Source organism: Paraburkholderia sp. RL17-373-BIF-A, assembly GCF_046030175.1.
Lineage (GTDB): Bacteria > Pseudomonadota > Gammaproteobacteria > Burkholderiales > Burkholderiaceae > Paraburkholderia.
This window is the reverse complement of record NZ_JARESO010000030.1, coordinates 20,769-44,417: the sequence shown is the minus strand read 5'-3', so window position 1 is coordinate 44,417 and position 23,649 is coordinate 20,769. Positions and strand designations below refer to the sequence as shown.

Below are 23,649 nucleotides of genomic sequence, written 5' to 3'. Positions count from 1 at the left end.
AGCCGGCCTGGAGCCGTTGCGGGTCCGCTCGCTTTTGGTTAAAGATAGACGACAGCATGCTAGGAAAAGACGAGCTACTGAATCTCCTGGAACAAAGGGAGATACCATTTTTCTGCGAGGAGCATGATTCGGTGCTCAATATGGCCGAGTCTGAAATGCTGACGCTTTCGCTGGAAGGAGCACGCTGTAAAAACCTGCTCCTCCAAGATAAGAAGGGCCGGTACTTTCTCGTAGTGACGACCGCCACCAAATCGCTTGACCTGTCCGCGGTCGCCGAAGCTCTGGGTAGCAAACGGCTTTCGTTCGCGTCCGCAGACAAGCTCTTCGAATTGCTGGGAATACGGACTGGCTCTCTGAGCCCCCTCGCGTTGGTCAATGATGATGCCAGGTGTGTTCGACTTGTCATCGACTCAGGGCTGGCCCGGGAGTCAACGTTTCTGTTTCACCCGCTTGAGAACAATGCAAGCGTGTCGCTTTCCCGAGCAGCATTGGATGACTTTCTCGCGAGCGTAGACCACCCTGCAGATTGGCGGGACCTCGCTGGATTTGCAACCAACACCCTGTCCGCCGCAGCCAGGGCAACACTGCCGGTCCCGGATATGTGCGCCGACGCGCCACGTATAAGAGACGAAGTGTAGAACCGACTACTGCTATCTCTGTGCGCCAGATGAAGGAAGTGCTTGCGCTTATCAAGCGTCTTCGTGACCAGGCAACCGAACCCGCAATCGAACCGGTCTTACGTTCGTGCCACAATACGCGCGTCGGCACGCCTACATGAAAGGGGGCAGGCTTGAGCAAGAGCGCCGCGGCGACCACCGAGACATGGCATATGGACGACGCTACTGCGGGCGTGTGGATTCGCGCGGCCCATCTCGGTCGGAAGATAAAGGTCGAGAAGGGCAGCATGATTTATCGTCAGGGCGAACTCGGCTTTACCTTTTACTTTCTGCTTTCAGGCCGTATTCAGGTCTCGATTTTTCAAAGCGATGGCGCCGAGTTCATGCTTGAAATGATGGGACCATGGGCGATGTTTGGCGAGTCCCCCGCAATGGACGGTTTTCCGCGCATTGCGACAGCCATCGCAGCTGAGGATTCGGAACTGATTGAGTTCGACATCAGGGTTATCACAGGCGTCATTCCGTCCTGCCCGGAACTTGCCATCTCCCTCATGCGCATTGTTGCGCTCAAGCAGCGGATCCTGGCCTCCCGCATTCAATACCTTGCACTTCCGAAGCCGGAGATGAGAATCGGGGAACTACTGGGGCGGCTGGCAGACCTGTACGGCGAGAAGCGCGAGAACGGGACGCTGATATCCATCCCTCTGACGCACGAGCAAATCGCCGCAATGACGGGCGCGACCCGCGTCACTGTCACACGCGCATTGAAGCGGTTGACGACGCTCGGCGCGATTGAACTCCGGCAGCGTCGCATCTGGGTGCTCGATTCGTCCAAACTTCTCGGCTGATTTGGTAACTCGCTATACAGACTGCAGCCTGGTCGGTCACTTAAAGTGGTCACGTTGGAATCAATTTCCCTGTACTACTCCAGTTGATTGAAGGACTGCCATGAGCAAAATCGAGCGCCTGCGTCTTCCTGACGATGACGCAACCTTCGGAAGCAATCGCATTTTCGACCTGTTCCAGTATTCGCCGGCCGTGACGGCCAACGGGCTGGTGTTCATCGCTGGGCAAATCGGGCTGCGCGCCGACGGGTCGATTCCGGAGGACCCGAAGGAGCAAGTCGACGTCGCATTCAAGCGCATCGAAGCCGTGCTCAAGCATATGGACCTCGATTTCACGGATGTCGTCGAGCTTGTTTCCTATCACGTCGATGTTGGCTCCCAACTCGCCACCTTCCGCGAGGTAAAAGAGCAATACATCCGCTCCGACTTCCCGGCATGGACCATTCTCGGCATCGCCGCGCTGGCTCGCCCTGAGCTTATCGTCGAAATCAAGGTCGTCGCTGCGACCCGCAAGTAATTTTCACGCCGGAGCAGAAGGTTCTCTTTGCTGGTGACTTCATGGAATACCAGTCGACTCCCTTTGCGGCGATGCCTATTTCCGCGCGTGGCCCATACTTTGGAATGCCACCTAATATCATGAGTACGCGAGTAAAAACTGACGGATTCGCCCTCGTAGAATTCGTCTCATCCCGACCGATGGAGCTCGTCGATCTCTTCGAGCAACTTGGCTTCTGTCTTCGCGGTAAGTCCAGGAGCGGCATGCTCCTGATGACGCAAGGCGCGGCCGCGTTTATCGTTAATGGGAATCCGAACGCGTTCGAGTCCTGGCATGGTGCGTCGGTGAGGGCGATTGGCATTCGCGTCAACGACGCACAGGCTGCACGCGAGCAAGCAGTGGCCGGCGGTGCGGTTAGCGCCTCTGCCGAAAAGGAAGGAGCGTTTGTCCTCGACACGCCGACGATTCTCGGTATCGGAGACAGTCTCGTGTACTTTGTTGACAGCGACTTCCGCGAAATCTTCTCGCTTCCGGTTGAAGTCCGAAACACGCAGGAAGGTGACGCCAATATCCTGGCCGTCGATCATACGTCGAATATTGTCCACCCCAAGAACCTCGATTTGTGGGCCAACTTCTACCGCGACACGTTCGGCTTTGCGGAGAAGCAGTATCTCGAAGTCAAGGGGCACATGTCCGGAATGCGCGCGCGCTCAATGGTGAGCCCGTGCGGCCGCGTGTCGATTCCGGTGGCAGCTGCCGCCCATGACCAACCTGGTGTGCTCAACCAGAACGATGAATTCATCCGTGACTACGGTGGCGAAGGGATTCAACACATCGCGCTGCTGACGTCCGACATCGAAGACACCATTCAAAAGCTCGGTGCCGCCGGCGTCGAGTTTATGGCGGCGCCATCGCAGAACTATTATGACGGAATCGATAGACGTCTTCCGGGGCACGGCCTCGACATCAGGCGTCTGGCTGAGCGTGGCATCCTGGTCGACGGTAAGGGTCCGCAGAAGATTCTGCTCCAACGCTTCACGAAGCGCCAGATTGGCCCGGTCTTCTTCGAAATTATTGAACGCCGCGGAGAAGATGGATTTGGCGAAGGCAATTTCAAGGCGCTGTTCGAATCGCAGGAGAAGGACCAGCAACAACGCGGCCCACGCAGTTGATCGCGCGGCAGGGGCTTCGATAGTCCCTGCCGCCTACTGCACTCCCAAGAGGCGGCCCAAAGGACGAATCCAATGCATCGCCTGTGGGACTTTGCCAATCGCCTTCGACCCATTCCCTAAACATGGTCGCCGAGAATCTTGAAGGAATGAAGCCACGACGGAGCAGGACATCCGAAAACATCTCCTATCCCGGTACGACGCATGGATGACCGCCGTGGCGAAGGAAGACCTCGACACGATAGCGTCAATCTACGCGAGTGACGCCGTATATCATGCACAAAAGCAGACGTTCGCTTCATTCCTTCGTCCCGCCGCGCCGGTGCTCTCGATGCGTTGCGTGCTCTGTCAGCAGCCGTCGCATGGTAGCCAGTAAAATTTGCCCATCTACGGGCTTGCGAAGGAAACCGTCGTAGCTGACGAAGGCGGGTGGACTAGGCTCTCCTGAAACCAGTACGAAGACAACATCGGCTAGTCCGGGAAGAGTGCGCAGTTGGTGACAGAGTTCGCTTCCCGACATCACCGGCATACGCCAGTCGGCAACCACAATGTCCACAGGAAATTCGACGAACATTGCCAATGCTGATTGGCCGTCGCGCGCGCCCCTAACCTCAAATCCATCAGCGGCACAACTGGCGCTCCATGCAGCCAACGTCTCCTCATCATCGTCTACCAGCAATACGCTTGTCATACGCAATTGTCCGAGCCGCCACATGATGTTTGGCAGCCTGACGCTGGCTAAAGTTCACACAAAATCTCGTCGACACTGCACGCCTGTAGCGCTCGTGTCGTTTCGCATAATGTCCTGTTTAAGCAGCGTAAACGGCTAACGGACGCCGACCGGTCACTCCAGGTAAAAGTGACCAAGACTGCAACCGAAAGTCAGCGAATCGCTACCGACAAAATCGCCTGGAAGCGCGGCGAACTGGAGGACATTCAGTGCGCCGCGCGTAAGGCGCGGGACTCACGCATCTATCCTGAGCATTACGCGCCCGTGATGGCCATGGAAAATGGTCAGCTCGTTGTAAAGACCGCCACTACTTCCAGACCGAAGTTATCGGTCAAACTCCTTCGTTTGGTCGGCTTCTTCAAACTTTTTGCCCAGACCCGTTGGCACGAGAATCAGAGACCGGTCCGTCGAATCATAGTTTTCGGCCAGCTTGAACGCTTCAGAAATGATTGTTTGCACGTCCTGCCGCAACATGGTCACGTCGAAAGGTAGATTTGCCGCGAATGGGTCCCAGTCGAAGCAGCCAACAACCGCAGACTTCCACGCGTCAGGCGGCAACGTTGACGTGAACTGAACCACCCCTTCAAACGCGGTAATCGAATTCATCAGCAAACCGGCCGGAAGTCGCCCAAGCTTTTCACAGCGAATCGTGAGTGCGCGTTTGGCAGCAGCGGCGTTATATCCACAGCAGTCGATTGCATCTGCCGCAGGCGTCATTTGACGAGCTTCGAAAGCGTCTCTGAATCCTGCGATACGCATCTCAGTCGCATATTCATCCGCGACACCTCCTAGCAAGACCAACTCGTCTGGCGCCGCGCCGCGTGCTAGCAGCTTGTCAATCAGCACGTCCGTAATAGCTTGAGCGCCTTTGCGGTTATCGGATACGACCGACGGCGCACCGTCACCTGGCAGGTCCAGATTGATGGAAGGGACGCCCGCGGCCGAACAGAGCTCGTTCAATGGTGTCGGGTTACGCACGCCGGCGATAAATAGCAGTTCAACCCGCTGCGAAAGGAGTGTTTCGGTAACGCTCACCTCGACTGCGGGGTCGCGCTGAGTGCCCACGACTATTGGGCAAAGTCCGCGACTACGAGCCTGCTCTTCGAAGGTCTCGGCGAGCCCCGCAAAAAAACGGTTCCGATAATGGGGAAGAACCATACCCACCAGACCCGAGCGCGACAGCCGCAGTCCTCGAGCTTTCATGTTGACGTTATACCCAAGCTGACGCGCGCTTTCGAGTATTCGGTTCGCAGTCTCCTCTTTGATTCGATAGCGGACCCAACTGCCGTTCAGCACCATGCTGACCGTAGCCGTCGAAGAACCTGTCGCCTTTGCGACGTCATAAATCGTGGACTTGCGTCCGGGGTTGCTGCTTGCCATCAAGTTGCTCCGAGGGCATTGCGCCGTTATGTCCCGAAAAGGTAGCCGTTTCCCGACAGTACCCAATACCAGGGTTTTTCCGGCTCGACCGAAGTGCTAAATAGATTCAGCATACACCCACCCGAACTGCTAAATGGATTTAGCATCTTTAGCAAGATGCGAAGTCGGGCCTTTAATCACTCATTTAGGGCGTCTGCGTGCCCAGGCGTCTACCGGAGGAGACATGTTCAAGAACATCATCCGCACTTTGGGCGCCGGCGCAGTCGCGCTCGCCTTGACGACGAGTTTTGCATCGGCCTCGCCTGACAAGCCTGTAATTGGTGTCGTTGTGAAGATTGGCGGCATTCCATGGTTCAACGCCATGGAAGCGGGCATCAAGAAGCGCGCCGACCAACTCGGCGTCAAGGCATTCATGGTCGGGCCGACGAGCGCTGACCCTGCGCTCCAGGTACGAGCAATCGAGGACTTGATTGCGCAGCACGTAGACGTCATCGGCGTCGTGCCGAACGACGCACAGGTTCTGGAACCCGTTCTTCAGCGCGCCAGAGCCGCCGGTATCAAGGTCATCACCCACGAGTCACCGAAGCAGCAGAACGTGGACTGGGACTTTGAACTGGCCTCGTCCAAAGGTTTCGGCGAAGCTTACGGAAAACGCCTTGGCGAGGCGCTGGGCGGGAAGGGCGAATACGCCGTTTTCGTCGGTTCGCTGACAGTGCCGCTCCATAACGCCTGGGCGGATGCGGCAATCGCCTACATCAAGGCCAACTATCCCGGGATGACCCTCGTCGGCGATCGCTACGGCGTCGCTGAAGACGTGGACGCGTCGCGCAAAACCGCGCTTGACCTGATGCGCGCTCATCCTAACTTGAAGGGCATCCTTGCGTTCGGCAGTCAGGGCCCGATTGGGGCGGCTCGCGCCGTCGCGGAGCAGCAGGCGAAAGGAAAGGTCCTGGTTCTCGGGCCGTTCTCGCCTGGACAGGGCCGAAAGCTCGTCCACGATGGCGTGTTGAGCGGCGGGTACATGTGGAATCCGGAAGTCGCCGGCGAAGTGTTTGTGACGCTGGGCACGATGCTCGTAAAGGGGCAGCCGATTAAGGACGGCACGAATATTCCGGGTCTGGGTGTTGTTCATCCCGACGGTCACAACCTGATTGTCGACCAACTTGTCGACCTCAACGCGAAAACCGTCGACGACCTCGCAAAGATGGGCCTCTGACCGCAATCCTTTTAGGGAACGGGTGAGCGCGGCTGTAGCGCTGCTCACCCGGAAGTTAACGGTACGACACATCTGGTCGCCAGCCAGTCGCGTGCAAGTACCATCGGAGCGTTTCCATGAGTCAACCAGCTTCCATCAACGTCCACCGTTCTCAACGAGGTGATGCGCACATGGCATCGGGCGCGCTCGACGGCGACTGCATGCCACTGCTCAAGCTCGAGAACATTTCCAAAATCTTCGGTGGCGTTAAGGCGCTGCGGGCCGTGAAGTTCGACGTCATGCCCGGAGAAGTTCTCTGCCTTGCGGGCGAGAATGGCTGCGGCAAGAGCACCATCATCAAGATTATCAGTGGGGTCTATCAGCCGGAGCCTGGCGCAGTGATGCTCATGGACGGTGAGTCAATCGAAGGGCTCGACCCGGCCAGGGCCCGTGACCTCGGTATTCAGGTCATCTGGCAAGACCTGGCGCTTTTCCCCGAAATGACCGTCGCGGAAAACATCGCTTTCGAGCAGAACTTGGGGTCTCGTCCGCGTGTCGTTAGATACGGAAAGATGAAGGAGGCGGCCCGCCGGATTCTCGAGCGGCTCGGAGTATCCATCGACCTCAACCGTTCTGTTCGCTCGCTATCAATTGCCCAGCGCCAAGTCGTGGCCATCGCCAGAGCGCTTGTTCGCGACGCACGTCTTGTCTTCATGGACGAGCCGACTGCCTCGCTCAGCCATGCTGAGACCGAAGCTCTGCTGAAAATTGTCCGGCGACTTTCTGCGGACGGAATTGCCGTGGTGTTCGTCAGCCATCGGCTCGCTGAAGTGCTGGACGTCTGCACTCGCGTGACCGTTTTCCGCGATGGACAGTACGTCGGCACCTTTCCCACCGAAGGGATGACGCAAACCCGCCTCACGGAATTGATGACGGGCCGAACTTTCGACTATGAAGTACGCACGACAGACCTGACGAAAGCGCCGGTTGTGCTGGAGGTACAGGGGTTATCGCGAGCCCGTCAATACCATGACGTGTCGTTCAAAGTGCGACGAGGCGAGATTCTTGGCATGACGGGACGCCTTGGCGCAGGAAGAACGGAAGTTGCATTGTCGCTTTTCGGAATGACGCGCCCAGGTGCGGGTTTCATCCAGCTCGACGGAAAAGACATTTCGCTGCGCACAAATCGTGATGCTATCCAGGCAGGGATAGCCTACGTGTCTGAAGACCGACTCCAACTCGGCCTTGTCCAGCCGCAATCAATCGGAGACAACACGGTCGCGGCGGTGTTGGACAACCTTCTGGATGGCACCCATCTCATTGCTGCCAAAAAAAGAAACGCGCTGATTCAAGACTGGATTCAACAACTGGCCGTGAAGATTGGAAAGCCGGACGATGCGGTCTCCACGCTGTCGGGCGGCAACCAGCAGCGCATCGTGCTCGCCAAGTGGCTGGCCACAAACCCGAAGCTCCTTATTCTGGATTCGCCCACCGTCGGCGTCGATGTCGGCGCCCGTGCCGGCATCTTCGCCATCATTCACAAGCTCGCTGCTGAGGGTATGGCCATCTTGCTGATATCGGACGAAATTCCGGAGGTCTACTTCAACTCCGACCGAATTCTGCATATGCGCGACGGCCGCATTGTTAAAGAGTACGTGCCGGGAATGACAACGATGGAACAAATCGAGCGAGACGTCCATGCCTGATTTTCGCAAACTCGGAATCGGTTCGATCGAGGCCCTCCTGATTCTCGTAATCGCCATCATGGTGATTGGCCTCAGCCTTTCAACCTCGACATTCCTTACTCTTCCCAATCTGTTCGACCTGCTCAACCAGAGTTCCGTCAACATCATTTTCGCAGTCGGGCTATTGGTCGTCTTGATTGCTGGTGGCATTGATATCTCATTCGCCGTCGGTGCATCGGTGGTTCAGTACCTCACTGCGTTGACCGTGATGCGACTCGGTGGTGGTAACTGGGCTCTCGGCTTCATCGTGTCCGCGTTTTTCGGATTTCTGCTTGGCTCAATCAACGCCACGATTATCTACAGATTTCGCATTGTTTCAATTGTGGTGACGATTGCCACGTTCAATGTGTTCTTCGGCGGGTTGATGTTTCTCACGGGCGGGGTCTCTATCTACGACCTGCCGGACTGGTGGACGGACAGAGTTTCCCTCATCCATTTCAACACCGCGAGTGGCAATGCGAATCTCGCACTGCCTGTGGCCGTGATGGTCGTCATGGTCATAGCAACATGGTTTCTGCTGCGGCGCACGACAACCGGTCGACAGCTCTACGCAATGGGCGACAACCCCGAGGCGGCGCGCCGCGTGGGGGTCAACATAGGTGCGATGCATTACATCGCCTTTGGATGGCTCGGCATGATGGCCGGCATTGCCGGACTCATGCAAGCCCACTACGTGCAGGAAGTCGTTCCGAATGCATTTTACGGCCGCGAATTGGATGTGCTTGCTGCCGTAGTGCTCGGTGGTGCAAGGTTAGGCGGCGGCCGCGGCACGATTCTCGGCGCCATCCTCGGCATCCTCCTGACCGCCATCACCGCCAACGGCCTGAACTTGCTCGGCATCTCGCCGTACGCGTTCAAGATGATCATCGGAGCCATCATCCTCATCGCCATTACCTTGTCGAGCGGCGGCTTCGCCAAGCTCGTCGGAGCGCGATTCACGTCACAAAGCGTAAAGGCCTCGTCATGAAAATGTCCTCATCTCAACGCGCGCCGCTCGTACCGGCAGACGTCGCCGGGTTGCTTGGGTTTCTCATCCTGGTCGTCGCTGTCCTGAGCTTCGCATCTGACCGCTTTTTCTCGGCGAGCACATTCGTGTCGGTAGCGTTCCAGTTGCCGGAGCTCGGGTTCTTTACGCTGGCCATGCTGATGCCTTTGATTTCCGGCGGCTTCAATCTCTCGGTGACTTTCACCGCGAACATTTCGGGGTTGGCCATGGCGTGGGTGCTTCGTACGTACGGCGGAGCGGACGCCGGCGCTTTAGCCATCATCCTCGGCATCGCTGCCGCGTTGGCCACAGGCGCCGCCGCCGGTTGGGTGATGGGCGCCGTCATTGCGCGTACGGGAGCAAGCCCCATCCTCGTGTCCTTGTCGATGATGATTTTCTTGCGCGGATTGGGGGAGTTCCTCACTCGTGGCGGCGACATCTCCGGGTTCCCGCCGTTTGTGCGCGAAATGGGCAACGGGGTCTTCCTCGGCGTACCGATTCCCCTCCTGATTTTTCTCGGCTGCGCGTTACTTTGGCACGTTGTCATGACACGGTCGCGGCTAGGCTTCGCCACACGCATGATTGGTTCAAATCTGGAAGCAACGCGATATTCCGGCATCGCGACGACACGCGCCGTCACTCGAATTTACATGCTATCGGGATTGATGTGCGGCGTCGCTGGCGTGGTGATGGCCGCCCAGTTCAACTCGGTTCGCGTTGGCCATGGCGAGGCCTTTCTGCTCATTTCCGTGCTTGCGTGTTTCCTTGGTCGCGTGGACCCATTCGGCGGCTTTGGTCGCGTGGTACCGGTCGTGATTGCACTTGTGATTCTGCAGGTTATCGCTTCTGGCCTCAATTTGCTCGGTGCCAACCAACACCTGGCGACTGCGCTGTGGGGCGTGTTCTTGCTTGCTGTGATGCTCTTCCGTTGGGCATGGGCGAAGGGCATTTCGAAAACTTTGGTCCGCAGGCGCGTGACCGCATCTGAAGGAGTTACACAATGAATAAGCTTGGCGTGCACGCACTGGTATGGGCTGGCGACCTCACCCCCGAATCGACTCGCAAAGTCTTGAGCCAGACCAAAGCTGCTGGTTTCGACCTGGCTGAACTGTCCTTGCATGGTCCGAAGGTCATGGACCTGGCGCTCACGCGGGATTTGCTGCAAGAGCATGAGTTGGATATCGGTTGCTCGCGCGGTCTCACCTTTGGTGCGGACGTGTCCAGTGAGGACTCTGCTACGGTCGCACGCGGGGTTTCGATGCTGGAGGAAGGTATCAGCGTCACGGCAGAGCTGGGTGGAGGCTACTTCGGCGGGATTCTTTATGGTGCGATGGGGAAATACAATGCACCGGTTACCAAGCAAGGCCGTCGTAATGCGATTGATTCGCTCAAGCGCATTGCTGATTTCGCGTTGAAGAAGAACGTGACGCTTGGGCTTGAAGTGGTAAATCGCTACGAGAGCAATTTGCTGAACACCGCTTCGCAGGCGCTTGCCATGATTGACGAGGTCGATGCGCCCAATGTTGTCGTTCACCTCGATACGTATCACATGAACATTGAGGAATCCGATTTTATGCAGCCGGTTCTGCAATGTGGCAAGCGTCTTGGCTACGTTCATATCGGGGAAAGCAATCGCGGGTACCTCGGGTCGGGGACGATCGATTTCTCTCAGTTCTTCCACGCACTCGCCATGATTGACTACAAGGGCGTCGTAACTTTTGAGAGCTTCTCGTCGACGGTCGTCAACGAGCAGCTGTCCAATGCGTTGGCAATCTGGCGCAACTTGTGGGACGACGGTATGGACCTGGCCAAACATGCGCGGGAGTTCATCGCTGGTGGCATCAACGCCGCCGCAAAAGCAAAAACGCACCACTAGGCGCCTACCGGATGAAGTAAGTGTCGCGACAATGGCTCGGCAACGGGGCTTCGGCGAGGATAAGAAGAGTTCTCGCCGACCGCCACTTTTTTGGAGTACCCTGGATTATGTCGACGATTGAAGACCGCTACCTCGGTCGCCTCCACCAGTTAGTTTCTGACGGGCGGCGCTACATCCTCGGTTTGGTTGGTGCGCCGGGTGCAGGCAAATCAACACTGGCGCAAGCAATCCTTGATGCTTTTCCCGGAAAGGCAGTGGTTGTGCCGATGGACGGGTTTCATCTTGCGAATGTTGAACTCTCCCGGCTCGGTCGCGCATCCCGCAAAGGTGCGGAAGATACGTTTGACAGTGCGGGGTATATTGCACTTCTGAGGCGCTTGCGTGAGCAGCGTCACGACGAAACAATCTACGCTCCCACATTTCGCCGGGAAATTGAAGAACCCATCGCCGGCGCAATCCCTGTGGCGCCTGATATGCCGCTTGTAATCACGGAAGGGAATTACCTTCTTCTCGAGCACGGCCATTGGAAAGCTGCGCGACCATTGCTCGACGAAGTCTGGTATATCAACGTCGACCCGGACGTGCGACGGCAGCGTCTTGTTACTCGGCATATTGGTTTCGGCCGGGACCAGGCTGCAGCAGAACAATGGGTTCAGAAAACTGACGAAGTGAACGCGACCTTGATTGATTTAACTAGAGAGCGAGCCGATGTTCAATTCCAGTGGTCATCGTAAGGCACATTCAGGGGTTCTAGCACCCCACGAGGCGATGCACCATGTGTTGCCTTCCTCGAGTATCTTTGGATTTCCGGCTGAACATTGATAGAACTTCGCGATGGAATCAATCAAGCGCTGGACGTTGAAATGGGCACACGGCGAGGCAGAGGTTCAAGCACTTGGTGGAATGCTTGCGCCGGTGCGCTTTGACCTTGGAGGCGGACGTTCTGTCTCTCCGGTGCACGTTGCTCCCTGGGAGGATGATGTACACCGACCTGGCCTTATGCGCGCGTTGCGCGGGGAATGGCCTTGCCTTCCGTTCGGAATGGTCGACGTACCTACGGGCTTGCCGCCCGATTTCCGGATTCGTGATGCCGATGATGACTGGGTTCACGGGTATGGCGCGAATCACATGTGGCAACTGGTGGAGCAAAGCGACCGCATGCTCACGCTTCAAATCGCCTACCCCTCTGACAGCGAGATTGAGAGGCTTGAGCGCAAGATTGAAGTGGAGCCTGACGCACCCGCGCTGGTCGTCTCACTTACCGTCCATGCCCGTCGTGACGTGAATTTGCCGTTCGCCCTTCATCCAACTTTTGCTGTTCCAGTGGGAGGCGTTGAAATCCTCGCTTGCGAGTATCAGGCCATCTACAGCTACCCCGTTCCACTAGAGCCCGGCGTCTCGCGAATTCTGCCGAACAGTACCATCTCGACCTTGAAGGAAATTCCGACCACGCAAGGGCTGATGGACGTGACCCGCCTGCCGTTGCCCGAAACAACCGAAGAGTTGTTGCAAATCGCAGAATGTAAGCCACCGTTTGTGTTGCGGTACCCGGAGCAGCACGCCGATGTATCTCTCGACTGGAATGCGGAAGAGCTTCCCGATGCGTTGCTTTGGATTAGCAACGGTGGGCGTACACACGAACCCTGGTCCGGGCGACACTTCGCCGTAGGGGTGGAACCGGCCAACAGCTTCTTTGACCTCAGCCGGGTGGCGATTCCGCCTGCCAATCATCCGCTCGCCGGCCGCACCGGAATGGTCTTCAAAGCAGGAGTGCCGCGGACCATTACGTACCGTTTGTCGGTACGGCGCTATGAAGACTAACGGCTGCGAAGGCTAAAACTGACATTGGAACGATTTTGACCGCCAAAGCGAAGGCCAATGCTACGAAACCGCTGAGTGCAGGGTTGAGACCGGACCCCATGGCATCGGCTTCGCCGTAAGAGAGGGTCGGGTACCGCTGCACCGGAAAGACTTTGGCGGCGTTCCGGACAGACAAAAAACCGCGCGAGCCAGCAAAGGCCGCGCGGTTATTTCATGGACTGTCGAAACACGAGGCCGTCGCGCGCCGCCTGGTCTTGAGTGTGGATGCATAGCCACAGTGCATCGAGAGGATGAACCGAAGCCATTTTTATATCTAGGCGTAAACCCTTATGATTGGTCGCGTGCATGCGTCTGCATGCGCCTGCCTGCCGCTGGCTAGCACGATGCGCTGACGCAGCGCCAATCCGCGTTTCCTTGGAGCACACCGTTCGGATGCTGAATCGCAAGTCCAACCCGTCGTCTTCGCAACGCTGGTCGAACTGGCTGTATGCCGTCGTCAGCGCGATCTACCGCAAGCGGCCGGTATGGATGGTGTCGTTTTCGACGAGCGAAGCCAGTCTGTCCGAAGGTTTGAGGGCGGCGTGCGCGTCGACGGCCATGCTCGCGCTCGGCAACGTGCTGCACGAACCGGCCTTCGCGTGGGCCGCGATCGGAGCCTTCTGGACCTGCCTCGCCGACGCGGCCGGCTCGAACCGCGCCCGCTTTGCGTCGATGATGGGCTTCGCGGTGCTGTCCACGCTGTGCGGTGGCCTGACGGCTTACGCTTCCGGCGCTGGAGCCGTGTTCGCCGCGCTCGCGGTGCTGGTATTTACGACACTCGGCGCGTTCGGCAGGATCTGGGGCGCGGCCACTTCGCAGGTGACGATTCTCGCGGCGACCGCATGCGTCGTGATGGTCGACCGGCCGATGCACAGTGTTCGGCAAGGCATGGCGTTTCTCGGCATCTATCTGGTCGGATGTCTGTTTGCCGTGGCGCTGAGCCTGACGGTCTGGCGCATTCATCCGTTCGGCACGAGCCGCTCGACGCTGCGCGCCGTGTACCTGCGTCTCGCCGATATCGCACTGGACAGCGCCCGCCTGCTCGAGCGGCGCGCGGCACGCGGCGAGTGGGCCACGCATGCCGCGAAATTTCGCGCCGATGCCCGCGCCGCGCTGGAGCGCTCGCGCAAAGTGCTGGCGCGCGTGCCCGCGTCGAGAACGGGCGGCCGTGAAACCTACGACACGCTGCTCGGCTTGCTGACTGACGGCGAAGCGTTGTTCGCGTACCTGATCGCCGTCTCCGGTGCATGTGAACGAGTCCCCGACGACGCATGGCGCGCGAAACGCGCGGCCCGCCTGCTGACAGTCATGGGCGACGTGCTGCGCGGCATCGGCGCGGCCGCCAACGACGCGCAGTGGGCGCGTCTCGCCGATCTGCAACTTCGCTTGCGGCGTTTTGCGCGGCGGCTCGAAACCGCCTTGATGGAACCCGTGAAGCTGAAGTCCGATTTCGAACTGGTCGACTTCACGCCGGTGCATGCGCAGCCCGAAGGCTGGCGCGACAGCGCCGCGCGGCGCTTCACGCGAACCTGGTCGACGCTCAAGGCCAACCTGTCGGTCGAATCTGTTGGCTTGCGGCATGCGGCGCGCGTCGGCGTGACGACCACCACGGGCTTTCTCGTGATCCGTGCGCTCGGTCTGCCGTTCGGCTACTGGGCCACCATGGCGACGCTGCTGATCTTGCAACCGTCGATTGCCGCGACCTGGCCGCGCAGTATTGAGCGGGCGGCGGGCAGCATCGTCGGCGGCGTGCTGGCGGCGGGTATCGGTTACGCGATCCATTCGCCGCTCGGCATTTCGCTCGCGGTGTTTCCGCTGGTGATGGCGACCATGGCGCTGCGTCCCGTCAGCTACAGCCTCTTCGTGCTGTTCCTTACGCCGACCTTCGTGCTGGTGGCCGACTTCGCGACGCCGGGCGCGAGCGAATTCGCCTATGCGCTCACGCGGCTCGGCAACAACGTGCTCGGCTGCGTGTTGGCGCTGCTGGCCACGTTCTATCTCTGGCCGACGCGCGAAAAGATCGACTATCGCGCGTATCTGGCCGAGGCGGTGCGCGCCAATCTCGCCTATCTGAGGGCCGCGCTGGAATCGCCTCGCCGCAGCGAGAAGGACATGGAGCGCTTGCGCCGCGCTGCCGGTCTGGGCAGCAATAACGCGGAGGAAGCCATTGGCCGGATGCGCCTTGAAAAACTCGAGGACTCGATGGTCGATACCGTCACGCTGACGGTGCTGAGCGTGTTGCGAAGAATGGCCGGCACCGCGACGCAACTGCGCCTGAGTACGAACCGGCGCGATATGCACGATGAACTCGGCGCGTGGGTCGCGACCGTGAGCGCGGACATCGACACCGCGTTGAGTCGAAATTTGCGGCCGGTGCGTCTCGCGCTTCCCGCGCGAGACGGGCTGACCTCACTGGAAGCCGATGCGGTGGGCGAGCTTGCGCTGATGCATCGGCTGCTCAACGAGCGGATGCGCGAGGCGAGGGGATAGCCAAGGCGGTGCAAGTCGGCACGAAGCTCAAGCATCAGGACTTGCTGGTTTGCTCTTCTTGAGCTTGCTCGTCGTCGGCAATCGCTTCGGGCTCAGGCAAAGGCATCACCGATTCGAGCGTACGCATGCCCGCCGCAAGCGCACGCTTTTCGGACGGCGACAGCCGCTTGACCCAATACTCCGCGCGTGACGCGCTTGACCGATCCGTCAATTCGAACGACGCCAGCACCTGCACCGGCTTGCGCGAACGCGTATAACGCGCGCCCTCGCCACTCACGTGTTTGTCGAAGCGCGCCTGCACATCGACGGCGATGCCTGTGTAGACGCTGCCGTCCGAGCATTCGAGCAGATAGAGAAACCAAGCCATGAATGCGCTTCAGCCTTTGAACGGATTGTGTTCGCGCAGCTCGTCCACATACGCGTGGATGCTGTTCTTTTCGTTGTCGAGAAAGTGGCCGACCGCATCGGCGAAAGCGGGATGCGCGAGCCAGTGCGCCGAACGCGTTACCGTGGGCAGGAAGCCGCGGGCCATCTTGTGCTCGCCTTGGGCGCCGCCTTCGAACGCGCCGAGCTTTTCCTCGATGCAGAATTCGAGCGGCTGGTAGTACGCCGTTTCGAAGTGCAGGCACGGCACGTGTTCCAGCGCGCCCCAATAGCGGCCATACAGTGTGCCGCCGGTTTTCGCGTCGCGCTGATACACCACGAGCGAACTCGCGATCGGCTTGCCTTCGTATTCGGCGATCACGAGCAGCAGGTTCTCCGGCATCGACGCGCCGATCATGCGGAAGAAATCGAGGTTCAGATACGGACTCGAAAAGTGCTCGCGATACGTCTGCCGATAGCACTTGCTGAAGAAACGCCAGTCCGCGTCCTGGATGTCCTCGCCGCGAATCCGGCGCATCGTCACGCCGGCCTCGTGCACTTTACGGCGCTCGGCGCGAATGTTCTTGCGCTTCTTCTGTTCGAGCGTGGAGAGGAAATCGTCGAAGTCGCGATAGCCGTCGTTCAGCCAATGAAACTGCACGCCTTCGCGTTGCATCATGCCCATTTCGGTGAGCGCGTCCGCTTCCGTTTCGGTGGGAAACAGCACGTGCAGCGAAGACACGTCGGCCTGTTCGGCGAACGCCATCAGCGTAGCCGCCAGATGCCTGAGCGCATGCGTATCCGCCGACAGCAACCGGTTGCCTTGCACCGGCGTGAACGGCACCGCGCACAACAGCTTCGGGTAATACGGCAAACCGTTGCGCTTGTAGGCGTCGGCCCAGGCCCAGTCGAACACGTACTCGCCGTACGAGTGCCCTTTCAGATACACGGGCGCGGCGGCCACGAGCTTGTCCGTGCGCGGGTCGGTCAGCGTGACGAATTGCGGCGCCCAGCCGCTATCCGCGACCGCGCAGCGGGTCGCATGCAAGGCGCTCAAGAACTCATGCCGCAGAAACGGCGTGGGCTGCGACTGCTGCGCGAGAAGGGCATTCCATTCGGCGGCGTCCACCTCGGAGGGCGACGCCAGAATGCCCGTGCGATAATCAAAGCGTTCCTGGTTCAATCTGTGTGACTGTTCCCAATGAGCGGCGCGGCGCTCTGAGCGCGATGCCGTTCGTTTATCCGATTTGTCCATTCCGTCGAGCTAACCAGCCGCGGTACTCGCAAGCCACGTCGGCTTGCCTGTCGATCCTGCCATGAAGACCCGAATCGCTCTTGCTCAAATCAATGTCACCGTCGGCGACTTCGCCGGCAACGTCGCGAAGATCGTCGCTGCCGCGCGCACCGCGCACAACGATGGTGCGAAGCTGCTGATCGCGCCTGAACTCGCGCTGTCCGGCTACCCGCCCGAAGATCTGCTGCTGCGTCCCGCGTTCTATGCCGCGAGTGCGGCGGCGTTGGCCGACCTCGCTCTCCAACTGAAGCCGTTCGCCGGCCTGCATGTGATCGTCGGCCATCCCCTACGTGATGTTGCGCACAGCGCGGCGCACGGCCATGGTAATGCAAACGCGCCGATCGAGCGCGGCGTGCCGCCGGTCGATACCTTCAACGCGGCCTCGCTGATCGTCGACGGAGAAGTGCGCGGCACCTATCGCAAGCAGGATTTGCCCAACACCGAGGTGTTCGACGAGAAGCGCTACTTCGCGTCCGACCCGCAGCCGTTCGTGTTCGAGCTGGACGGCGTGAAGTACGGCGTGGTGATCTGCGAGGACGCATGGCATGCGTCGGCTGCGCAAATGGCGAAGGCGGCGGGCGCGCAAGTGGTGCTGATTCCGAACGGTTCGCCGTATCACCTGAACAAGGAAGCGGTGCGCTTCGACATTCTGCGCGCACGGATTCGCGAGACCGGATTGCCGATGGTCTATGTGAACATGGTCGGCGCGCAGGACGAGCTGGTGTTCGACGGCGGCTCGTTCGTCCTCGACGCGCAAGGCGAACTGGTCGCGAAGATGGCGCAGTTCGAGGAAGCGACCGCGATCGTCGAATTCGAAGACGGCAAGCCGCTGCCCGCGCCGATCGCGCCGGAGCTGTCGATCGAGGCGCAGGTCTATGCCGCGCTCGTGATGGGCGTGCGCGACTATATCAACAAGAACGGTTTCCCGGGCGCGCTGATCGGCCTGTCCGGTGGCGTGGATTCGGCGCTGGTGCTGGCCGTCGCGTGCGATGCGCTCGGCGCGGACCGGGTGCGCGCGGTGATGATGCCGTCGCGCTACACCGCGGACATTTCCACCACCGACGCCGCCGAGATGGCGCGCCGCGTCGGCGTGCGCTACGACGAAATCGCGATCGCGCCGATGTTCGACGCGTTCCGCGGCTCGCTCGCGCAGGAGTTCGCGGGCCGCGCCGAAGACGCCACCGAAGAAAACATTCAGGCGCGCATTCGCGGCACCCTGCTGATGGCGCTCTCGAACAAGTTCGGCTCGATCGTGCTGACCACCGGCAACAAGAGCGAAATGGCGGTGGGCTACTGCACCCTGTACGGCGACATGGCCGGCGGCTTCGCGGTCATCAAGGACATTGCGAAGACGCTCGTCTACCGCCTGTGCCACTACCGCAACCAGGCTACCACTTTCGACAAGCGGGACGTCATTCCCGAGCGGATTCTGACGCGCGCGCCGTCGGCGGAACTGCGCGAGAACCAGACCGATCAGGACAGCTTGCCGGAGTACGAAGTCCTCGATGCGATCATGCGCATGTACATGGAAGAGGACCGCTCGCTCGCCGAAATCATCGCGGCGGGCTATGCGGTCGAAGACGTCAAACGCGTCACGCGCCTCATCAAGATCAACGAATACAAGCGGCGTCAGGCGCCGATCGGCATTCGCGTCACGCATCGCGCGTTCGGGCGCGACTGGCGTTATCCGATCACGTCGCGCTACACCGAACCGGTGGAGTGAGCCGCGGCGAATGACTGCGGACTAACCCGAAGCGCGTGCCGGATTGCCGCAACGCATCCGGCGCGGCGTAGAATAAAAACATCCATTTCCCTTTCACTCTTCCAGACACGAGACGAGGTTCGCCATGAAGCGCATCACTGCAGTCATCAAACCGTTCAAACTTGACGAAGTGCGCGAGGCGCTCGCCGAAGTCGGCCTCACCGGGCTGACCGTGACCGAGGTCAAAGGCTTCGGCCGTCAGAAAGGCCATACCGAGCTCTATCGTGGTGCAGAGTATGTGGTCGACTTTCTGCCGAAAGTGAAGATCGAAGTGGTGGTGGCCGACAATCAGTGCGACCAGGTGATCGACGCGATCATCGGCGCGGCGCGCACCGGCAAGATCGGCGACGGCAAGATTTTCGTCGCGGACGTCGAGCGCGTGATCCGCATTCGTACGGGCGAAGAAAACGAAGCAGCGGTTTGAAGCACCAGAGTTCGTCGCCTCAAAGCAGGTGTCAAGCGTCGGGATTTGCCAGCTGCAGTCAGCCGCACAACCATGAGTGCACCGCGCCGGTGCGTTCGAGTGGTGGCAAAACCGTGCGCTCAAATAAAAAACGGTGCGATACCCTTTCGGACATCGCACCGATACGCGCCTCTCGCAGCAGCGTGAAAAAGATTCTCTTGAAGAACTCTTGATTACACCCCGAAGGAAGTCCCTTCGGGGAACACCGTTCGATTAGAACGAGTGTTGAATACCTGCGTACACGCCCGACTGGCTGTGACCCGGCAGCGGGTTGTCCGTGCTGGTTGCCGTACCGGCGTTGTTAGCATTCAGGCCGTAGTTAGCCGTCTTGCTGTTTTGCGTCGTTGCGATCTGGATGTCCAGCAGCGTGCGCTTGGACAGGTTGTACGAGCCGCCGATCGTGTAGATCGTCGCGTTGCCTGCGCCATTGTTGCCGTTCACGTGGTAGACCGCCGCGATCAGCGCTGCAGCCGGCGTTGCTTGCCACGTCACACCGCCCCATTCGTGATCCAGAGTGGTCGGCTGGCCCGGCAGAACGTTCTGCGCACCTGCCGAACGGACAGCCTGGTAAGCAGCCTGAACCTTGAACTGGCCGAGGAAGACGTTCACGAGAGCCGAGTATTCACGCGATGCCGCGAATACGCCGTTGCCGATATTGGCCGTATTGACCGCGCTCGGGTTCGGGCCGTACAGCACGCCGTTAGCCGGATTGCGGATTTCGTCGTAAATACCGCGAATCTGGAACAGCGAGCTCGTGTAGGTAACCTGCGCGCCAGCTTCGCGACCTTGCGGGGTCGTGCCGTTGCCGTTCCAGCTCGTTGCGTTCGACAGCGCGTATTGACCGTAGAAGTCAAAGCCGGCGATCTTCGGCGACTGGTATGCGAAGTTGTTGCTCGATTGCGGCCAGTTGCGGCCACGCACCAGCGATGCCGACGACCAGTTCGATTGACCGAACGGGTCGAAGTCCCACACGCCGTTCGAGATGTACAGCATGCGGCCCATCGTGAACGTACCGTACTGGTCGTTCGACAAGCCGACAGTTGCCCAACGATTGAAGAGACCGCCGCCGCCAGGACCTGCACCCGTCATGGTGTTGAAGGAGCCTTCCAACTGGAACAGGACCTTGTTGCCGCCACCGATGTCCTCAACGCCCTTCAAGCCCCACAGACTGGTACCCCAGTCGCCGCTTTCTGCGCGCCAGCGGTTCGTGCTGCCAGTTGCCTGGCCAGCTGCGTTCGAGCCTTGCGGAACGCCCGTCATGTATTCGATACCGGCGTCAAGGCGGCCGTACAGCGTCACGCTGCTTTGGGCGTGCGCAACAACACCGGCTGTCATCAGCGCAGCGGCGAGCAAAGCTTTCTTCATCTTCTCCTCCATACCCTGTCAAAAAGTGAAACCCAGTACTGCGAATGGTGCTCGGCCGCGATTTGCGCCGAACAGAAATCGGTACCAGGGAGACTAGCGGGTGGATTGGGTCTCCTGCCGTGACGTGTAGCCTTGGGGCTATCTGGTCGCCATGCCGATCCCTCGCCGACCGGTTCTCCTCTGTGCTTTGAAGTGAAACTACTTTTAATGAACTTTGTTTTGCTACTTTGGTTACTAATTTATCAAAAATACCCTGAACTGGGAGAAGAAATTAGTACCTGCCTCGATCGATGTCTCCAAATTGCAATACGAATGTGCGCGACGACCCGTTACAAGGCCTTCGAAAAACGCGAAAACCCTTATGCGACAAGGGAATCACGGATCGGCGCGGGCAACGTTAAGGATTGCCACTATTGACGCTTTAAATGCGGCAGAGTAGGGCGAAAAGGCGGGAGTTCGAGGCTTGCGGGGCGCGGTTTTCGCGGCGGAAATCGCCGGAATGCACAGGTGAGCGAAACAAAAAAGGCGCTAGTAAGCGCCTTGTAATGCTACTTTGACTACAACCCAAATAGCGGGCTGAATCCGGGGTTTTGTTGAGTTTATTATTTGAGGCTTCCGGACAGGAACTGCTTGAGCCGGTCGCTCTTCGTGTTCCTGAATACTTCGTCGGGATGGCCTTCTTCTTCCACCCGGCCTTGATGCAGAAACATCACGTGATTCGACACGTTGCGCGCAAACGCCATTTCATGCGTGACGACGATCATCGTGCGGCCTTCTTCGGCGAGCGTCTGCATGACCTTGAGCACTTCGCCGACCAGTTCGGGGTCGAGCGCGGAAGTCGGTTCGTCGAACAGCATCACATCCGGATGCATGGCCAGCGCACGCGCGATCGCGACACGCTGCTGCTGCCCGCCTGAAAGATGTGACGGATATTGCTTCTCCAGGCGCGGCGCGAGCCCCACCTTTTCCAGATACTCACGCGCGCGATCTTCGGCTTCCTTGCGCTTCAGACCCAGCACGTTGACGGGCGCCTCGATGATATTTTCGAGCACGTTCATGTGCGACCACAGGTTGAAGTGCTGGAACACCATCGACAGCCTGGTCCGCACGCGCTGCAACTGCTTCGGGTCCGACACGCGCAACGCGCCGTTCTTGCCAATCTGCGTGCGCACTTCCTCACCGTCGACGAAGATGCGCCCGGCGTTCGGCTGCTCGAGAAAGTTGATACAGCGGAGCATCGTGCTCTTGCCCGAACCGGACGAGCCGATCACGCTGATCACATCGCCGGCGTTGGCCTTGAGCGACACGCCCTTGAGAACTTCGTTGTCGCCGTACTGTTTGTGAAGCTCATCGACGAAGAGCTTTTGCTTCTTGGTGGTCATCAGGATCCTTGGGCATGCTTACTTGCGGAGGGCGCGGTGCCCCGGGTTACTTGCCTTGCGGCCGCAGGTAAGCGAGCCAGCGGCGCTCGGCGCGGCGGAACAGCCACACGAGCGCGAAAGAAATGCACAGATAGAGCAGGGCTGCGATGCCGAATGCATTGAACGACTGATACGTCGCGGAGTTCACATCGCGCGCGATCTTGAGAATGTCCGGCACGGTCGCGGTAAACGCGACGGTGGTCGCATGCAGCATCAGGATCACTTCATTGCTGTAGTAGGGCAGCGCGCGGCGCAATGCCGACGGCAGAATCACGCGCCGGTACAGCGTGAACGACGACATGCCGTACGCGCGTGCCGCTTCGATCTCGCCGTATGGCGTCGCCTTGATCGCGCCGGCGAAAATCTCGGTGGTGTACGCGCAGGTGTTCAGCGTGAAAGCGAGCAGCGTGCAATGCATGCCGTCGCGGAAGAACGCATTGGTGAGCTCGTGATTGCGAATGACTTCGAGGCTGTACAAGCCGGTGTAGCAGAGCAGCAGTTGCACGTACAGCGGCGTGCCGCGGAAGATGTACGTATACAGCCACACGAGGCGGGAGAGCCACTTCCTCTTCGACACGCGCGCAACCGCGAACGGAATCGACAGGCAGAAGCCGAGCCCGATCGACACCACCAGCAGCCACAGCGTGATCGCGACGCCGGTGATGCGATAGCCGTCGGTGTAGAGATAGTTGCGCCAGTATTCCTGAATGATCTCGATCATAGATCCGCCTTTCGCACGCCGGTCGAGTAACGCTTTTCGAGGTACATCAGCACGAAGTTGGACACTGTGGTGATGACGAGATAGATCGCCCCTGCGAACAGGGTGAAGAAGAAGAACCGCAGCGTGCCTTTGCCCGCGTCCTGCGAAGCCTTGACCACGTCGGCGAGACCGATGATCGACACCAGCGCGGTGGCCTTCACCATCACCTGCCAGTTGTTGCCGATGCCGGGCAGCGCGAAGCGCATCATCTGCGGGAACATCACGCGGGTGAACACCTGCCAGCCCGTCATGCCGTAAGCCGCGCCGGCTTCGAGCTGGCCGCGCGGCACCGCGAGAAACGCGCCGCGGAAGGTCTCGGTGAAGTACGCGCCGTAAATGAAGCCGAGCACCGCGACGCCGGCCACGAAGGGATCGATGTCGATCTGGTCCCAGCCGAGCAGATCGGTCAGGTTGTTCAGCCAGATCTGGATGCTATAGAAGAGCAGAAGCATCAGCACCAGGTCGGGCACGCCGCGCACGAGCGTGGTGTAGACCGTGCCGACGCCGTAGGAGAAACGGTTTTTCGACAGTTTCGCCGCCGCGCCGAGCAGGCCCAGCACGAAAGCGAACGCCAGCGACAACACCGCCAGTTTGACGGTCTGCCAGGTGCCGTTGAGGAGCAGCGGGCCGTAGCCTTGAAGGAACATATGGGGTCCTTGACGATGTGTTTGCGACACACCGCGAAAGACGCGGCCAACTCTGCGCCGCGTTTGCCGCGAGCCTGAGGCTCGCTGTGACCTGCGGCGCACAGCGCACCGCTGTGCAAATCATGACTGCATGGCCGTTGCCGGTCTTGCAGCGCGCTTTTCGACTCTCGTTGTGAAACTGCTTGT

General features: G+C 59.5%; 22 protein-coding genes. 14 read left to right on the top strand and 8 right to left on the bottom strand.

Annotation, left to right across the window (positions count from 1 at the left end; translation table 11 throughout):
- The first annotated feature begins 56 nt into the window (after positions 1-56).
- The 4 genes from P0D80_RS30440 (at position 57) to P0D80_RS30425 (ending at position 3,130) form a co-directional block, all read left to right on the top strand.
- On the top strand, positions 57-638 hold the full coding sequence (locus tag P0D80_RS30440; RefSeq protein WP_408289366.1) for a prolyl-tRNA synthetase associated domain-containing protein: 582 nt from the start codon (positions 57-59) through the stop codon (positions 636-638).
- A gap of 152 nt (positions 639-790) precedes the next feature.
- On the top strand, positions 791-1,465 hold the full coding sequence (locus P0D80_RS30435) for a Crp/Fnr family transcriptional regulator (RefSeq protein WP_132375569.1): 675 nt from the start codon (positions 791-793) through the stop codon (positions 1,463-1,465).
- Positions 1,466-1,565: 100 nt separating this feature from the next.
- Entirely contained in the window at positions 1,566-1,979 is a 414-nt protein-coding gene (locus P0D80_RS30430; protein WP_408289362.1) for a RidA family protein, read from the top strand.
- 41 nt (positions 1,980-2,020) lie between these two features.
- Entirely contained in the window at positions 2,021-3,130 is a 1,110-nt protein-coding gene (locus tag P0D80_RS30425) for a 4-hydroxyphenylpyruvate dioxygenase family protein (RefSeq protein ID WP_408289359.1), read from the top strand.
- Positions 3,131-3,425: 295 nt separating this feature from the next.
- Here the strand turns inward: P0D80_RS30425 and P0D80_RS30420 are convergent, their stop codons facing one another.
- Both P0D80_RS30420 and P0D80_RS30415 read right to left on the bottom strand, forming a co-directional pair.
- A complete protein-coding gene (locus P0D80_RS30420) occupies positions 3,426-3,818 on the bottom strand; it encodes a response regulator (protein ID WP_132375565.1) in 393 nt (130 codons plus the stop codon).
- Positions 3,819-4,181: 363 nt separating this feature from the next.
- The gene (locus tag P0D80_RS30415) at positions 4,182-5,237 is read right to left on the bottom strand and encodes a LacI family DNA-binding transcriptional regulator (protein WP_132375563.1); all 1,056 of its coding nucleotides are present in this window, start codon (positions 5,235-5,237) and stop codon (positions 4,182-4,184) included.
- A gap of 223 nt (positions 5,238-5,460) precedes the next feature.
- On the opposite strand from P0D80_RS30415, the gene P0D80_RS30410 reads away from it, so the two are divergent.
- From P0D80_RS30410 to P0D80_RS30375, 8 genes are all read left to right on the top strand, one after another.
- Positions 5,461-6,453 carry a substrate-binding domain-containing protein gene (locus tag P0D80_RS30410; RefSeq protein WP_132375561.1) on the top strand — a complete coding sequence of 331 codons (993 nt, stop codon included), beginning with the start codon at positions 5,461-5,463 and terminating at the stop codon, positions 6,451-6,453.
- A gap of 170 nt (positions 6,454-6,623) precedes the next feature.
- Positions 6,624-8,138: a sugar ABC transporter ATP-binding protein gene (locus tag P0D80_RS30405; protein WP_165923906.1), complete on the top strand. Its 1,515-nt coding sequence runs from the start codon at positions 6,624-6,626 to the stop codon at positions 8,136-8,138.
- Positions 8,131-9,144 (top strand): ABC transporter permease, encoded by a 1,014-nt coding sequence (locus P0D80_RS30400; RefSeq protein WP_132375557.1) that lies wholly within the window; start codon positions 8,131-8,133, stop codon positions 9,142-9,144. Before P0D80_RS30405 ends, P0D80_RS30400 begins: the two co-directional genes overlap by 8 nt.
- On the top strand, positions 9,141-10,166 hold the full coding sequence (locus P0D80_RS30395; RefSeq protein WP_408180362.1) for an ABC transporter permease: 1,026 nt from the start codon (positions 9,141-9,143) through the stop codon (positions 10,164-10,166). Before P0D80_RS30400 ends, P0D80_RS30395 begins: the two co-directional genes overlap by 4 nt.
- Entirely contained in the window at positions 10,163-11,038 is an 876-nt protein-coding gene (locus P0D80_RS30390; RefSeq protein WP_408180363.1) for a sugar phosphate isomerase/epimerase family protein, read from the top strand. The genes P0D80_RS30395 and P0D80_RS30390 overlap by 4 nt, the downstream gene beginning before the upstream one ends.
- Positions 11,039-11,145: 107 nt before the next feature.
- Positions 11,146-11,772, top strand: a complete 627-nt coding sequence (locus tag P0D80_RS30385; RefSeq protein ID WP_408289351.1) for a nucleoside/nucleotide kinase family protein — start codon at positions 11,146-11,148, stop codon at positions 11,770-11,772.
- Between the two features lie 100 nt (positions 11,773-11,872).
- Positions 11,873-12,859 carry a hypothetical protein gene (locus tag P0D80_RS30380; RefSeq protein WP_408289348.1) on the top strand — a complete coding sequence of 329 codons (987 nt, stop codon included), beginning with the start codon at positions 11,873-11,875 and terminating at the stop codon, positions 12,857-12,859.
- A 432-nt stretch (positions 12,860-13,291) separates the two neighbouring features.
- The gene (locus tag P0D80_RS30375) at positions 13,292-15,388 is read left to right on the top strand and encodes an FUSC family protein (protein WP_408180366.1); all 2,097 of its coding nucleotides are present in this window, start codon (positions 13,292-13,294) and stop codon (positions 15,386-15,388) included.
- Positions 15,389-15,422: 34 nt separating this feature from the next.
- Here the strand turns inward: P0D80_RS30375 and P0D80_RS30370 are convergent, their stop codons facing one another.
- Positions 15,423-15,755, bottom strand: a complete 333-nt coding sequence (locus P0D80_RS30370) for a GIY-YIG nuclease family protein (RefSeq protein WP_408289344.1) — start codon at positions 15,753-15,755, stop codon at positions 15,423-15,425.
- Between the two features lie 9 nt (positions 15,756-15,764).
- Positions 15,765-16,934, bottom strand: coding sequence for a GNAT family N-acetyltransferase (locus tag P0D80_RS30365; RefSeq protein WP_132375543.1), 1,170 nt, complete (start codon positions 16,932-16,934; stop codon positions 15,765-15,767).
- Between the two features lie 133 nt (positions 16,935-17,067).
- Here P0D80_RS30365 and P0D80_RS30360 point away from each other — a divergent pair, with 133 nt between their 5' ends.
- Positions 17,068-18,768, top strand: coding sequence for an NAD+ synthase (locus P0D80_RS30360; protein WP_408289340.1), 1,701 nt, complete (start codon positions 17,068-17,070; stop codon positions 18,766-18,768).
- A gap of 124 nt (positions 18,769-18,892) precedes the next feature.
- On the top strand, positions 18,893-19,231 hold the full coding sequence (gene glnK / locus P0D80_RS30355; RefSeq protein ID WP_006048444.1) for a P-II family nitrogen regulator: 339 nt from the start codon (positions 18,893-18,895) through the stop codon (positions 19,229-19,231).
- 252 nt (positions 19,232-19,483) lie between these two features.
- Here glnK and P0D80_RS30350 read toward each other — a convergent pair whose 3' ends face one another.
- From P0D80_RS30350 to P0D80_RS30335, 4 genes are all read right to left on the bottom strand, one after another.
- On the bottom strand, positions 19,484-20,635 hold the full coding sequence (locus P0D80_RS30350) for a porin (protein WP_408289337.1): 1,152 nt from the start codon (positions 20,633-20,635) through the stop codon (positions 19,484-19,486).
- A gap of 602 nt (positions 20,636-21,237) precedes the next feature.
- Positions 21,238-22,017: an ABC transporter ATP-binding protein gene (locus tag P0D80_RS30345; RefSeq protein ID WP_342960076.1), complete on the bottom strand. Its 780-nt coding sequence runs from the start codon at positions 22,015-22,017 to the stop codon at positions 21,238-21,240.
- A 46-nt stretch (positions 22,018-22,063) separates the two neighbouring features.
- A complete protein-coding gene (locus P0D80_RS30340) occupies positions 22,064-22,777 on the bottom strand; it encodes an ABC transporter permease (RefSeq protein WP_408180370.1) in 714 nt (237 codons plus the stop codon).
- On the bottom strand, positions 22,774-23,463 hold the full coding sequence (locus P0D80_RS30335) for an ABC transporter permease (protein WP_012432163.1): 690 nt from the start codon (positions 23,461-23,463) through the stop codon (positions 22,774-22,776). Before P0D80_RS30335 ends, P0D80_RS30340 begins: the two co-directional genes overlap by 4 nt.
- Positions 23,464-23,649: the final 186 nt, after the last annotated feature.

What these genes read in the sequence shown, in the direction of transcription:
- P0D80_RS30440 (WP_408289366.1), top strand. Translation starts at nt 57, where the DNA reads ATGCTAGGAAAAGACGAGCTACTGAATCTCCTGGAACAAAGGGAGATA.
- P0D80_RS30430 (WP_408289362.1), top strand. Translation starts at nt 1,566, where the DNA reads ATGAGCAAAATCGAGCGCCTGCGTCTTCCTGACGATGACGCAACCTTC.
- P0D80_RS30425 (WP_408289359.1), top strand. Translation starts at nt 2,021, where the DNA reads ATGGAATACCAGTCGACTCCCTTTGCGGCGATGCCTATTTCCGCGCGT.
- P0D80_RS30420 (WP_132375565.1), bottom strand. Translation starts at nt 3,818, where the DNA reads ATGACAAGCGTATTGCTGGTAGACGATGATGAGGAGACGTTGGCTGCA.
- P0D80_RS30415 (WP_132375563.1), bottom strand. Translation starts at nt 5,237, where the DNA reads ATGGCAAGCAGCAACCCCGGACGCAAGTCCACGATTTATGACGTCGCA.
- P0D80_RS30410 (WP_132375561.1), top strand. Translation starts at nt 5,461, where the DNA reads ATGTTCAAGAACATCATCCGCACTTTGGGCGCCGGCGCAGTCGCGCTC.
- P0D80_RS30405 (WP_165923906.1), top strand. Translation starts at nt 6,624, where the DNA reads ATGGCATCGGGCGCGCTCGACGGCGACTGCATGCCACTGCTCAAGCTC.
- P0D80_RS30400 (WP_132375557.1), top strand. Translation starts at nt 8,131, where the DNA reads ATGCCTGATTTTCGCAAACTCGGAATCGGTTCGATCGAGGCCCTCCTG.
- P0D80_RS30395 (WP_408180362.1), top strand. Translation starts at nt 9,141, where the DNA reads ATGAAAATGTCCTCATCTCAACGCGCGCCGCTCGTACCGGCAGACGTC.
- P0D80_RS30390 (WP_408180363.1), top strand. Translation starts at nt 10,163, where the DNA reads ATGAATAAGCTTGGCGTGCACGCACTGGTATGGGCTGGCGACCTCACC.
- P0D80_RS30385 (WP_408289351.1), top strand. Translation starts at nt 11,146, where the DNA reads ATGTCGACGATTGAAGACCGCTACCTCGGTCGCCTCCACCAGTTAGTT.
- P0D80_RS30380 (WP_408289348.1), top strand. Translation starts at nt 11,873, where the DNA reads ATGGAATCAATCAAGCGCTGGACGTTGAAATGGGCACACGGCGAGGCA.
- P0D80_RS30375 (WP_408180366.1), top strand. Translation starts at nt 13,292, where the DNA reads ATGCTGAATCGCAAGTCCAACCCGTCGTCTTCGCAACGCTGGTCGAAC.
- P0D80_RS30370 (WP_408289344.1), bottom strand. Translation starts at nt 15,755, where the DNA reads ATGGCTTGGTTTCTCTATCTGCTCGAATGCTCGGACGGCAGCGTCTAC.
- P0D80_RS30360 (WP_408289340.1), top strand. Translation starts at nt 17,068, where the DNA reads ATGAAGACCCGAATCGCTCTTGCTCAAATCAATGTCACCGTCGGCGAC.
- glnK (WP_006048444.1), top strand. Translation starts at nt 18,893, where the DNA reads ATGAAGCGCATCACTGCAGTCATCAAACCGTTCAAACTTGACGAAGTG.
- P0D80_RS30350 (WP_408289337.1), bottom strand. Translation starts at nt 20,635, where the DNA reads ATGAAGAAAGCTTTGCTCGCCGCTGCGCTGATGACAGCCGGTGTTGTT.
- P0D80_RS30345 (WP_342960076.1), bottom strand. Translation starts at nt 22,017, where the DNA reads ATGACCACCAAGAAGCAAAAGCTCTTCGTCGATGAGCTTCACAAACAG.
- P0D80_RS30340 (WP_408180370.1), bottom strand. Translation starts at nt 22,777, where the DNA reads ATGATCGAGATCATTCAGGAATACTGGCGCAACTATCTCTACACCGAC.
- P0D80_RS30335 (WP_012432163.1), bottom strand. Translation starts at nt 23,463, where the DNA reads ATGTTCCTTCAAGGCTACGGCCCGCTGCTCCTCAACGGCACCTGGCAG.